Annotated in this window: 10 protein-coding genes; all 10 read left to right on the top strand. The window is 37.1% G+C overall.

Annotated elements, in window-relative coordinates; all coding sequences use genetic code 11:
- The first annotated feature begins 40 nt into the window (after window positions 1–40).
- The 10 genes from ACM03V_RS10450 to ACM03V_RS10405 all read left to right on the top strand — a co-directional run bounded on the left by ACM03V_RS10450 (window position 41) and on the right by ACM03V_RS10405 (window position 13,031).
- Window positions 41–595 (top strand): protoglobin domain-containing protein, encoded by a 555-nt coding sequence (locus ACM03V_RS10450; RefSeq protein WP_414620709.1) that lies wholly within the window; start codon window positions 41–43, stop codon window positions 593–595.
- 824 nt (window positions 596–1,419) lie between these two features.
- Complete coding sequence (locus tag ACM03V_RS10445) at window positions 1,420–2,325, top strand: WecB/TagA/CpsF family glycosyltransferase (protein ID WP_414620708.1); 906 nt, start codon at window positions 1,420–1,422, stop codon at window positions 2,323–2,325.
- Window positions 2,326–2,495: 170 nt separating this feature from the next.
- Entirely contained in the window at window positions 2,496–3,446 is a 951-nt protein-coding gene (locus tag ACM03V_RS10440; protein WP_414620707.1) for a beta-1,6-N-acetylglucosaminyltransferase, read from the top strand.
- An 87-nt stretch (window positions 3,447–3,533) separates the two neighbouring features.
- Window positions 3,534–4,496, top strand: coding sequence for a glycosyltransferase family 2 protein (locus tag ACM03V_RS10435; protein ID WP_414620706.1), 963 nt, complete (start codon window positions 3,534–3,536; stop codon window positions 4,494–4,496).
- A gap of 2 nt (window positions 4,497–4,498) precedes the next feature.
- Window positions 4,499–5,920, top strand: coding sequence for an oligosaccharide flippase family protein (locus ACM03V_RS10430; protein ID WP_414620705.1), 1,422 nt, complete (start codon window positions 4,499–4,501; stop codon window positions 5,918–5,920).
- Window positions 5,921–6,028: 108 nt separating this feature from the next.
- Entirely contained in the window at window positions 6,029–7,012 is a 984-nt protein-coding gene (locus tag ACM03V_RS10425; RefSeq protein WP_414620704.1) for a glycosyltransferase, read from the top strand.
- Between the two features lie 110 nt (window positions 7,013–7,122).
- Window positions 7,123–8,280 carry a glycosyltransferase family 4 protein gene (locus ACM03V_RS10420; protein ID WP_414620703.1) on the top strand — a complete coding sequence of 386 codons (1,158 nt, stop codon included), beginning with the start codon at window positions 7,123–7,125 and terminating at the stop codon, window positions 8,278–8,280.
- Entirely contained in the window at window positions 8,273–9,415 is a 1,143-nt protein-coding gene (locus tag ACM03V_RS10415) for a glycosyltransferase (protein WP_414620702.1), read from the top strand. The genes ACM03V_RS10420 and ACM03V_RS10415 overlap by 8 nt, the downstream gene beginning before the upstream one ends.
- A 101-nt stretch (window positions 9,416–9,516) precedes the next feature.
- Window positions 9,517–10,857, top strand: a complete 1,341-nt coding sequence (locus tag ACM03V_RS10410) for an O-antigen ligase family protein (protein WP_414620701.1) — start codon at window positions 9,517–9,519, stop codon at window positions 10,855–10,857.
- Window positions 10,858–10,970: 113 nt separating this feature from the next.
- Window positions 10,971–13,031, top strand: coding sequence for a GumC family protein (locus tag ACM03V_RS10405; RefSeq protein WP_414620700.1), 2,061 nt, complete (start codon window positions 10,971–10,973; stop codon window positions 13,029–13,031).
- Window positions 13,032–13,204: the final 173 nt, after the last annotated feature.

The following is a 13,204-nucleotide window of genomic DNA, read 5'->3' as shown; positions in this document are numbered from 1 at the left end:
TTTTGACGATTTGTTTGATAAATAATAGGAGTTACTTGAAATGGCTATAGAACCACAAGCGTTTATGTCTACTTTAGAAAAGCGCGTTTGTTTAACAGCGGAAGATAAAGCGCTGCTTAAGTCTGAAGCAGATTGGGGAAAACAAATTGCTCCGGAAATGGCAGAACATTTTTATGCTTATTTAGGGCGCGATGAAGAAATGAATTCAATCTTAACCACCTCTGAAGGACGTATGCATCGTCTCCGAGAAACATTTATTGAATGGTTCCACGAAATGTTTACAGGCATGGATGAGTGGGGTAAAGATTATGCCGATCGCCGCTGGAACATAGGTTTAGTTCACGTTCGTATCGGTATCGGACCTCAGCACGTGGTACCCGCGATGGCAACCGTAATTAGAGAAGCTGGCAAGCAGGCAAAAAGTGACGGTAAAAGCGAAGAAATTAAAGACGCTTTGGGGCGAATTTGCATGATTGACTTAGCTTTTATCGAACAGGCTTACGTAGAAGTATCTTCAGAAGCTGTTTTGAGAGAAACTGGTTGGACTGAAGGTTTATTCAGACGTTTGATTGCTACTGGTGCTAATTCGATGTAAAGACTTTCTCGATCAAAAATGCAAATCGAAGACCACACAATGTTATAGAAGATAACGGACATCAGGAGTTAGAAATTGGAAATAAGATATTTCTTTCTCCTGATTTCATCAGTTTAAAATTACTGATTAATTAAGCTTATAAAGCATTTTATTATACTCATGGTTAGCATAATAGCTCGATCAATATGTCGCTAACTCTCAGTTGATAAAAATTAATACCACAATAAATAATACTTTATTGATATGCTAAGAAGCCTTGAGAGAAGATGTAGAAAATACATTAAAGCACAAGAATTATATTATTTAAAGTTATTTTAAGTAAATTGTCATCATCCAAGAATATATCAACAATATATAGATTTTCAAATAACTCCTTTTTATTCATAATTTTTTTATTTGTCAATAGTTGATTCGGTAATTTGATATATTCTAACTTTCGGGCTATTCCTATAGATAAAATTAACTAGTTGCAGTATTAACTTACATTTTCTTCATTTTCTTTGTCTTTCCTGACTTTTCTGTCTGTATGAAAAGTTTAGGATTTACTGTTTTATAATTTTTTACTTAAAAATTGTATCTAGACATACTTTTATTTTTTAAATCCTTAATTATACTGACCGCAGAAAAATAAAGTTGAACGGGTGTTTCTACCGAAGCGATTTAATCGCTTTGACAATAAGACTTCTGACCGCACAATATGTAATTGTGAGGGTCGTACTTTTTATTGTTGTTAAATAAACTGTACGATTCCTTGTCAGTTTTTTTGGTAATCTACATAGTCTAGTAAGGTCTGCTTATTCACGTTTGCAGGGCAATTATTGTGTATGGCAAGCTCTTTTTCCTTTTTAAGAACACATGAGGATCTTCATTCCGATCTTCAAGTAGAAAATACCTATAATCAAACAGTAAATGATACTCAAATAGACAAACCCACGGCTTTAAGTGTCTATTTATTGGAGCGAAGAATAGACTGTATGTCTATCTCTTCAATTGTGGAAGCAATTCATAAAGCTTGTAGAGAAAACAAGAAAATAACTGTGGCGAATTATAATATTCACAGTTTCAATTTATCTATGCAACTGCCTTGGTATTACGAATTTCTTCAAAGTGCAGAAATTGCTAATTGCGATAGTGTTGGAATATTAAAAGCAATCGGGTATATGGGATTGGATTTACCTTTAGATTATCGAACTTCCTATACGCTTTTAATGCCTACAATTTTAGAAAACTGCGATCGCAAAAATTATTCAGTGTTTTTACTGGGTGGAAAGCCTCAATATTTACAAACTGCGATTGATAATTTGCAATTTAAGTATCCTAGAGCTAGTTTTGCTGGACATCATGGATATTTCGATAAACAAGATCCTCAAGCAAACCAATCGGCTATTGACAAAATCAATCAGTTCAAGCCAAATGTTTTGATTGTAGGTATGGGAATGCCGATTCAGGAACATTGGGTACAGCAGCATCGCCATTCTTTACAAGTTAATGCGATCATGCTTGGTGGAGCAATTATTGATCGCATGGCTGGAGCCGTTCCAGACTGCCCGCACATGATATCTGACGTTGGGCTTGAGTGGTTTTATCGCTTCTGTCGCGAACCGAAACGTTTAGCAGCGCGTTATTTGCTAGGAAATCCGGCTTTTGCATTACATATAGCTTTAGCAATGTTTCATCAAATGTCTTTACGAGTTGAATTAACACCGAAATTAGAAAATTTAGATTTATAGCAATAAAGGTTTGTAGTAAGAGTTTTAACTCTCCAAGGACTAAAGTCCTTACTACAAACCCCTTAAAATTAAGGCTAATAAAAGTTTGTAGTAAGAGTTTTAACTCTTGCCTATTTCCTACTCTCTACTACCTAAAACGCAACAAAATTATTACTTCGATTGGTAAAATAATGAAAATTTGTTATTTGATACAAACTCATCAAAATCCGGAGCAAATTTATCGTTTGATTAAAACAATTCAAACGTCGGAAACTGACAATCAAATAATTATCAGTCATGATTTTACTACTTGCAATTTAGATATAAATAGTTTAGAAAAGAATAACGTTAAAGTTTTAAACGGAAAGGGAGGACGTGGAAACTTCTCGTCAGTGCAATCCTACTTAAATGCTATAAAATGGCTAGTTGATAATCGGATCGAATATGATTGGTTAATTTATATATCCGGACAAGATTATCCAATTAAACCAATAGCAGAAATTGATCATATTTTATCAAAAACCGACTATGATGGCTTCATGGAATACTTTAATGTTTTTTCATTACTAAGTCATTGGAGTATACAAGAAGGTCAAAGCCGCTATTTATTTCAATACCAATCGGTTGAGTTTCTGAAAAAACTGCCAAATTGGCTAAAACAGTTATTAACACCAATAAAAATTATCAATTATTTACAGCCTTTCTTCAGAATTAATTTGGCATATGAAATGTTTGGTGTACGAAGGAAATCATTATTCAATAAAGATTTTCTTTGCTATGGTGGTTCTTTTTTCACAAGCTTATCTAGAAAATGTGTAGAGTATTTGCATACTTTTTGTCAAAAGCATCCGGAAGTAGTCGAATATTATCAGAAAGTATGCGTATCGGATGAATCTTTTCTGCAAACAATTTTAGTCAACAGTAGAAAATTTCATTTATGTAATGATAATAAATTATACTTTGATTTCTCTACAACTCAAAATGGGCGACCCAAAGTTTTAGGCATCAGCGATTATAATGCAATATTGCAAAGCCATGCTCATTTTGCAAGAAAGTTTGATATGGCTCAAGATCGAATAATTTTAGATATTTTAGACGAAAAAATTACGGTTCTTCCCCACTTGTTATCCGGCATGAAATAGTCGTAGAAGAAAAAACGGGGAACGGGGAATAGGCAACAGAGAATTCCCTAATCCCAATTACCAATTACTAATTATCAATTACCAATTATGCCCAAAATACCAAAAGTTAGCGTTATAGTTCCTGCTTATAACGTTAGCAAGTATATTCAAGACGCTCTAATTTCTTTAGAAAAGCAAACATTTTCAGACTTTGAAGTATTGATTGTTGATGATGGTTCAACTGATGATACTGCGGCTGTTGTGCAAAAATTTACTCAGCGAGATTCTAGATTTAAGTTATTAGAGAAAGCGAATGGAGGCTTATCTTCAGCCCGCAATTACGGTATTAGTCACGCCCAAGGTGAATATATTGCTTTACTCGATGGCGATGATGTTTATCACAAAGATAAGTTAGCAACTCATGTCGCTCGATTGTATAGTAGAGCCGATGTTGGGGTAGTTTATAGCGCTTCGCAGACGATTCGCGATGATGGTAAACCAACGTTTATTAGTTTGAGCGGTAAACCAGTTCATCCAAATCCTCTATTAGCTTTACTGTGTAAAAACTTTATCGGACATGGTTCTAATGCGGTGTTTCGTCGTTGTTTGATTTCGGAAGTCGGCGGGTTTAATGAAAGCTTGCTTAGTTGGGAAGACGTTGATTTGTGGTTGCGAATAGCTGCCACGCAAAAATGGCGTTTTTATCGGGAAAAACGGATTCTATGCTACTATCGCGTGCGTGCTTCTGGATTATCTTTTAATATCGCGCAAATGCAGGCTTGTGGCGAACAGGTTATCAAAGATGCTTCTCAACGTTCTCCAGAAATTAAACCGATGTTACCGACTGCTTACGCTTATATGTATCGCTATCTGACTCGCTTGTCTCTTCAGGGTGGAGATATAGAAACAGCGCGTAAGTTTATTAAACAAGCTTTGATTTGCGACAAGTCAATTTTTTACCGCGATATTCGTTCTTTACTGACTCTGATATCGGTACGTTTGTCACCATTAGCAAAACTAGCCATCGTCCATTCTATTGGTTTTGCAAAAACAGCAAAAGGTAAGCACTGATAGTGAAAGCAACTGCACTTTTCAAAAATGGTTTATGGATTTCCTATGCGACATTTATCACCCGTATCTTTGCGTTTCTTAGTAGTCTGGTTTTAGCAAGGCTGTTACAACCATCTGATTTCGGAATCATCGGTATTGCCTATGTTTTCTGGTCTTTTTTCTCATTGTTCATTCAAGGCACAGCGGGTGCTTTCATCATCTATAAAGGTATAGAACATCCAAAATATGTCAACACTGCTTACACTATTAGCTTACTAGTAGGATTAGCTTTAGCTGTGGGAGTGGCAGTAACAGCTCCCTTAGTGGCTATGTTCTTTCAAGAGCCAATATTAACGGGGATATTATTTGTTTTTGCGTTTAATCTATTACTGTCTTCTGCTAGTAATGTTTACTCTAGCGTGATGACAAGGCAGATGAAGTACCGGGCGATCGCAAATATCACCTTAGTTAACTCGATTACGCGACTAATTTGCACTACAGGTGCTGCATTATTGGGATTTAGTTATTGGTCTTTTGTGATTGGTGATACTGCTTCTTGGATAGTTAATTGCGTTCTCAATAGGTACTATTCCAAGTATGAATTCCGCCTGCAAATTGATTCAGAAGTTAAATCTGAAGTTCAATCTTTTTACTTTAGTACTATTGCTTCTAGCTTCGGTTTATATACCAATTTCAACATAGATAATTTTGCTGTAGGAAAACTTTTAGGTAGTACCAGCCTTGGTTATTACAATCTTGCCTATCAACTAACAAATGCATTTTCAACCATTGTGGGTGCTATCTTTAATCAACTGGGAATGCCAGTATTTGCTCAATTACCACAGGAAAAGCAAGAAAATATTCTCCTAAAAGTAGTAGAACAAACCGCAATTTTAACGGCTGCAATTTGCGCTCTAATTTTCCTAATAGTAGATTCGCAGGTAGTAACTTTAGTTTTTGGAGCAAAGTGGCTGCCTATTATACAAGTAATTCCCGGTTTACTAATTTTTTCTTATTTTCGTATCATTAATTCTTCACTTTTTTCAATGCTAGTTGCTAAAGGTCGTCCCGATATCAATGCTAAAGTAAACTTACAGATTGCTCCGATTGCAGTTGGTAGTTTTATACTTGGAGCGAATTTAGGTGGAATTGTAGGAGTAAGTTTAGCGGTTGCAATAGTATTAGGAATTGGCTGGACTCTTTACTGGTGGTGGGCAGCTTGTCGAAACTTACACTGGTCATTTTCTAAATTTATTACTCCCTGCTTTATTCCGATTTTATTAATTATTCCAGGCTTAGTACTTTCAGTTAATTTACCCCTATTTATTCGACCATTTGCGTTTATTTCAATTTACTTAATTGCCATACGTGTTTTTCAGCCTCAGATATTTATGCAGTACAAAAAAAAATTCAATCAATTGGTTAGTAGTGCGATCGGTGGTTGAATTTGATATTTTAATCCGGCGGTTGAACCTGGCGGTTGAAACCGCTGCTACACAAGCAAAACCCACCTCCGTGGGTTATAAGATTCCCTGTTCCCTATTCTCTTTAAAATGATAAATCACACACCACTTATATCTGTAATTATCCCTGTATACAATGGAGAAAAAACAATTGGTGAAACAATTTATTCTGTTGTAAATCAAACTTATAAAAATCTAGAAATAATTGTAATCAATGACGGCTCTCTGGATTTAACTTTAAATGTAATTTCTAATATTAAAGATACTCGTTTAAAGGTATTTTCTTATAAAAATGCTGGTAAATCAATTAGTCGCAATCGTGGAATTGAACGAGCTGACGGTGAATTTATTTCCTTTCTGGATGCTGATGATATTTGGACTCCAGATAAACTTGAGTCGCAATTAAAAGCTTTACAGGCAAATCCTCAAGCCTCAGTTGCTTATAGTTGGGTTGATTATATTGATGAATATGGCGAATTTTTTCGTCATGGCAATCATATAACTATTAATGGTAATGCTTACGAAAAAATGTTGATCCAAAACGTTTTAGAAAATGGCTCCAATCCTTTAATTCGTAAGGAAGCATTAACTGAGGTTGGTTATTTTAACCAGTCATTAAAGCACGCTGAAGATTGGGATATGTGGTTGCGTTTAGCGGCTCGCCATGATTTTGTTACGGTATCACGTCCTCAGATTTTATACCGTACTTCTTCTAAATCTTCTTCTAGTAATGTTTTGGCAATGGAAAAAGTTTGTTTACAATTTATTGAACAAGCTTTTATCAGCGCTCCTACATCGCTGCAATATTTAAAAAGAAAATCTCTTGCAACCCTTTATAATTATCTGACTTTTAAATCATTAGAATCTCCTTCGGGACACAAAAGCGCTATTACAGCTATGCGATTTTTTTGGAATGTCATTCGGAATGATTTATCAGTAATTATTCAATGGCAAACCATCTCTAAAGTATTATTCAAAATTTTGATGGTGTTTCTTCTCTCACCCCAACAATATAAAGGTTTGAAAATTAAACTTAAAAGGTTTTTTGTGAAAGAGAACCCGGTGATGGGGTGATGGGGAGATGGGGAGATGGGGGGATGGGGGATGGGGGGACAAGGGGACAAGGAGAATTTTAACCTTTAACTCCTAACTACTAACTACTAACTACTAACTACTAAAAATAAATGTTTAATTTTGGTTTTATTGTAGAGCAGGCGCTGGGACATATTACTCACTATCAGAATTTAAAATATTGGGTAGATAAGGATACTAATATTAAACCGAATTGGATGCCTGTGGGAGCAAGCACAAATGATATTTGGGAGAAATTGCCGGTTATTCGGAATAATTGGTCGCTGCAAGTTAGTTTGCGTACCCGTAAGGCGATAAAGACGGCGATTAAATTGCAAAAACCAGATGCATTGTTTTTGCATACCCAAACGCTGGCGCTGTTTTCTATTCCTTTTATGCATCGCATACCAACAATAATTTCTACCGACGCTACACCTTTTAATCTCGATAGTATTGCTACTGGCTACAACCATAAAGTCGGCGGTAATTATTTAGCGGAACGTGGTAAATATGAGTGGAATAGAAGTACATATAATGCTGCCGCAGCAATTATAACTTGGTGCGAATGGGCTAAAGATTCGCTGGTTCATGATTATGGGATACCTGCCGAGAAAGTCTTGGTAATTCCACCAGGTGTCGATTTAGAACAGTGGAATTTTAAGCACAATCCCAGTTTAGAATCTATAGAATCTACTCCCGAAAATCCTTTACGGTTGCTGTTTGTAGGAGGAGATTTTGCTCGTAAAGGTGGTTATACTCTACTGGAAGCTTTTCTTAACGGTTTAGATCGCGATTTTAGGCTAGATATCGTTACCAAGGATACCAACTTAAAACGGGAATTAACCGGAATCGAGAACATCCGGGTATATTGCGATTTAACTCCTAATAGCCAGCGTTTAAAACAACTTTACGCTCAAGCAGATATTTTTGTCTTCCCAACACAAGCAGATTGCTTACCCAGTGCGATTTCCGAAGCGATGGCAGCAGGTTTACCAGTCATTACTACTGATATTGGTGCTTTGTGCGAGCAAGTTGAACATGGAGTTAATGGCTTAATTGTGCCACCATCAGATGCTACAGCTTTGGCGATCGCACTGCGAATGCTCAAAAATAATCCAGAAAAAATACGATGCATGGCTGCCGCGAGTCGTCGGATAGCCGAAAAGCGTTTTGATGCTCAACGCAATTATGGTGCGATTCTCAACTTAATGAAAAGCATATCCCATAAATCTGGGTTGCAATATAAAGCGGGGAATCTTTTCCATGTCTAAGACACCCCCCGATATTGCCATCTTTCTGCGCTGTCTTTATAGCGGTGGTGCGGAACGAGTAGTGTTGAATTTAGCTCGCGGTTTTGTACGGCAAGGGCTGAAGGTTGATATGGTACTTGCAAAAGCCTGCGGTTCTTTATTAGAACAATTGCCGTCTGAAATTAGACTGATAGACTTAAAAGCAGAATCCAAGATTAGTACTCTGCCTAAATTAATTAAATACTTGCGAGAGGAAAATCCGGAGAGTATGTTAGCAGCTTTACATTATCCTTGCGAAATAGCTCTCCTAGCAAAACGCATTGCTAAGGTACCAACCAGAATAGTAGTATCCGAACACAATCATCTTTCTTTAGAAGCCAAACGCATTTCGCAACTTTCAGTACGTTTGACACCACTTGCAGCAAGACTTTTGTACCCGTGGGCTGATGGAATCGTCAGCGTTTCCCAAGGAGTCGCAGAAGATTTAGCCAAGGTGACTAAGTTACCCAAGAAACGCATCGATCTAATTTACAATCCAGTGATTAGTCCCGAACTGTTTGTTAAAGCACGAGAAAAAATAAATCATCCGTGGTTTCAACCAGGAGAACCGCCAGTTATCCTAGCTGTAGGAAGATTGCATTTGCAAAAAGACTACCCGACTTTATTACGTGCATTTCTCCAAGTCCGACAATTACGTCGATGTCGGTTAGTAATCTTAGGGGAAGGGCCAGAAAAAGATAATTTAACTAATTTAGTTAACGAATTAGGGTTACAAGCAGATGTTGCAATGTTGGGTTTTGTCGATAATCCTTATGCTTACATGGCTCATAGTGCAGTTTTCGTATTATCCTCTGCTTGGGAAGGTTTTGGTAACGTGATTGCAGAAGCCTTAGCAGTTGGAACTCCAATAGTATCAACAAATTGCGAAAGCGGCCCTGCCGAGATTTTAGCAAACGGTAAATATGGTGAATTAACCCCAGTCGGCGATGTCAAAGCTATGGCAGAAGCTATTTTAAGCGTACTCGCAGGCAACACCAAACAAGTAGATGCCCAATGGCTAAATCAATTTCAATTAGAAACCTGTGCCGAAAAATATCTAAAGGTATTGCAGTTACCAGTGAGCAGTGAGCAGTTAACAGTTAGGAGTAGTAAGTAGAGAGTAGCAAGTAGGTAAGGAGTGATGGTTTTTTATCCCCTTGTCTCCCCACTCTTCCCCCTCTCCCCCCTCTTCCCCCTCTTCCCCTCTCTCTTCTAAAGATGTTCGCATTCAACCCTCCAGTTAAAACCCGCAATCAATCTAATTCAAAATCCGAAGCTAAATCATTTGCTGAACGGATAATTTACTGGACAATTGTTTTGACACCTGTTTGGTGGCTGTTGGGATTGCAAACTATTATCTACCCGGTTGTGAGCGCGTTTTTGCTAATAGCTGGCTTACGTCTAGATAAGCTGATTAAAAAATCTTTACCGATTTGCAATTGGGCATGGTTGGGAATGGTTTTTGCCGCACTTTGGACGAATATTTTCGGGTTAGAAACAATCGGCTTTGAGGCTTTAAAAACAGCAGCGACTTTGTTTACTTTATTTAAAGGCTATTTGATGATATTTGCCTGCATGACTTTACCCTTTTGGCATCGCATCAGGGTACAAACCATTACAAGGGCTGTATCGTTGATGGCAACTAGCTATTCAATACTTTTAACAATTCAACTTTTAATACTTTTTGGTTTAGGGCCGCAAGAACATTTTTTACCACCTTTAGCTCGTTTAATTCCAGGTGAAAAAACCAGCTTGATGGTTAAATTTGCCGAAATTCAACCTTTTTTCGGCATTCCTTTACCAAGAACAGACCTTTATACAGCCGATCCTCCGATTTTAGGAGTTTGCGGTCTTTTATGTTTCTTCATGTGCTTAAGCGAAACTAATAAAAACTGGCGAAAATTGGCTTTAGCTGGTAGTTTTATTAGTTTAATAATTTCTCAAAGTCGTCTTGCTTGGGTATGTTTTCCCTTAGTTTGGCTAATTATATATTGTTTCCGCAGCGGGTTAGCTCGACAAGCTTATTTATGGGTAATATCTATTATTTCTTTATTCGCTGCTGTATTGAGTTTGACTATAAAAGATTTAATTGCTTCACCTTTAGCCACTTTTAACAGCGCTCGTGCGGATTCATCAAAAGATCGAGAATATATTGTGAGTGCAACTATTGATGCGTGGAAAGAATCGCCGTGGCTGGGATGGGGAATTATGGAGAAAACAGCAAGCTGGGGAAACGGAGCTTTTGTATTGCCTTTAGGAACCTTTTCTTCCTATGCTCAAGTGCTTTATGTACACGGTATTTTTGGATTTATTTTCTTTGTCACCGCTCTTATTTCAACACTGTGCAGCTTTTGGCAACCTGCTATTAAAGGAAACCAGCTTTGTCAGCGGGCATTCGGTTGTTTAATCGCTTTATATTTACTAATTCACGCCACAAATTTAACCTGGATGGTGATTTATTTCTGGTTCTTTTTTATCTGGTTGGGAGCGATTCTTTCTCAACTACAACAGCAAGGATTAGATGTTACCGAATGGGAAGAATTATCAAATCGATTTTAGATTTTAACAACGGATGTTTTTAACAACGGATGCGTTTGGTTTGTTTTGGATTTTGGATTTTAAATTTGAACAATTCATAACTGTTCACTGATAACTGATAACTGATTAATATTATGAATAAAATAACTGCGATCGCGATTAGACATTGGAAGCCGGTAATACTCTGGAATCTTTTGATTGTAAGTTTAACTGCTTATATCGCCACAGTGACACCACAAGTGTGGAATGCTACAGCACAATTGACGATTCCTGCAACAAATGGCAATTTGGATGCTAGTTTGGGTATTTTGGGTTCTTTTAGAAAAGATTCCAGTGGTATTTCTGCAATTAGCGACAGTCAATTACAAATGCAAAAAAGCATTTTAACCAGCGATAGTTTGATGGAAAAGGTACTTAACATAGATCCACAAAAAACTAATTTTAATAGTGTAGGTGGTTATAAGTCGCTATTTGAAGTTTCTGTTGATGAAGCTTCGCGCATCATTACCGTAACTACTAAAGGTTTGTCACCTGAATTAGCTAAGTTACGAACGAATAATCTCATAACTTTATATCAACAGCGCCTTAAAGAACTCCGACAGCAAAATCGTTTATCAAAAAGAGAATTTAGTGCGGTTGAGTTAGAAGAAGCTGGCAATAATTTGATGTTGGCGCAACAAACTTTAGCACAGTTTAAGCAATCTAGCGCATTAGTTGATGCAGAAGAACAAACTAAGGCTATTGTTACCACAATTGATAGTTTAACTAAAGCTCAATTAGAAGCAGTATCTCAAGCTGAATATAATCAAAATCGCGTTAATACTTTGTCAAATATGCTGAGTATGTCGTCAAATCAAGCGATTCGTTCTTTAAGCTTGGGTGAAAATAGGGACTATCAATTTATGAGAGGAAAGCTAGCAGAAATCAAAGCCGAATTATCTAGTTTGCGTGCTAAGTATACCGATAATCATCCCGCCGTTCGAGAACTTTTACAGCAAGAGCAAGTATTATCAAATCGGATACAAAACCAAGTCAAACAAACTGCTGGTGGTATTCCCATCGACACTACAGTAAGCGGTGAAGGTGAAGGGCGTGCTGGCTTAATTGAACAATTAATTTTGGCAGAAACTGAAGCTTCCGGTCAACAACGTCGCGCTCAACTGATACAAAGTCAAATAAGCCAGCTAAAAAATAACTTAAATTCTATCCCCGAACAACAAAAGAGATTATCAGAACTTCAACGCAGTGTTGATGTTGCTGAAGGAGTTTATAAAGGTTTAGTTGCTCAAGTTCAGCAAACTAATATTGATGTTTTTGATGTTTATCCTAATGTAGAAATATTAGATTCACCTAGAGCTAGCAATAAACCTATTTCTCCCAAAAAATCCTTAATGATTTTAAATGCTTTATTAGCAGTAATAACAGGCAGCATTGCTTTAATATTACTTTTAGAAAGACGCAACCCATTATTAAGTCCTCAAGATTTGAAAGATATGAAATTTCCAATGGTTGTTTCTATCCCCCGACTTAAAAATGCGGATCTAACATCTGATGATGATGATAAACAGGTAAATTTTCAACGTCTTGCTTCAGCACTTAGTTTACAACCTTTAAATAATCGTCATCTTTTAATTACCAGCGCGATGGAAAGCGAAGGTAAAACAACTGTAACTTTAGGGCTAGGAAAAGCATTAGTAGATTTAGGTTTTCGAGTGTTGGTAGTTGATGGAGATTTTATCCGAGCAGAATTAACTCAAAACTTAGGTTTCACTCAAGAATTAAACATTACAAACGAAGTTATCTCCATAGCACCCAACTTAGATTTATTACCTACAACACCACGAAGCGGCAAAATCGTAAAAATGGTATCCGAGGGAAGGTTTCAAAAATCGTTAGCAGATGCCGAATCTCATACTAAGTACGATTATGTTTTAGTTGATACTGCTCCGGTAAGTGCTACAACTGCTACAGCATTAATGACTGCTCAAATTCCGAATGTATTGTTTGTCGTCAAACCGGGTATGAGTTTCAGTAACTCAGTTCGCGATAGCTTGCAGCAGTTAATGGAACATCAGGCTCAAGTATTAGGTTTAGTTGTCAATGGTGTGGAAATGGATGCTAAACCTTATAAGCAGCGGTTAGTCAATGAACAATTAACAATTAACAATAGAATTTACGTAAAAAACTCGCAATGACAATTAGACATCTCCGAAAAAGAAAAACACCCCTCTCCAAACCTCTCCCCCACAGGGAGAGAGGCTTTAAAACCCCACTTCCCTGCTCCGGGAAGGGGGGCAGGGGGGTTAGGTTTACGTATAAAATTAAACTACCTAAATGTTTTCCGGAGATGTCTATTCTATTCCCCCCT

The sequence above is a fragment of the Calothrix sp. CCY 0018 genome (assembly GCF_963920925.1).
Lineage (GTDB): Bacteria > Cyanobacteriota > Cyanobacteriia > Cyanobacteriales > Nostocaceae > Rivularia.
The sequence above is the reverse complement of the archived record's forward strand: the minus strand, read 5'-3'. Positions and strand labels throughout refer to the sequence as shown.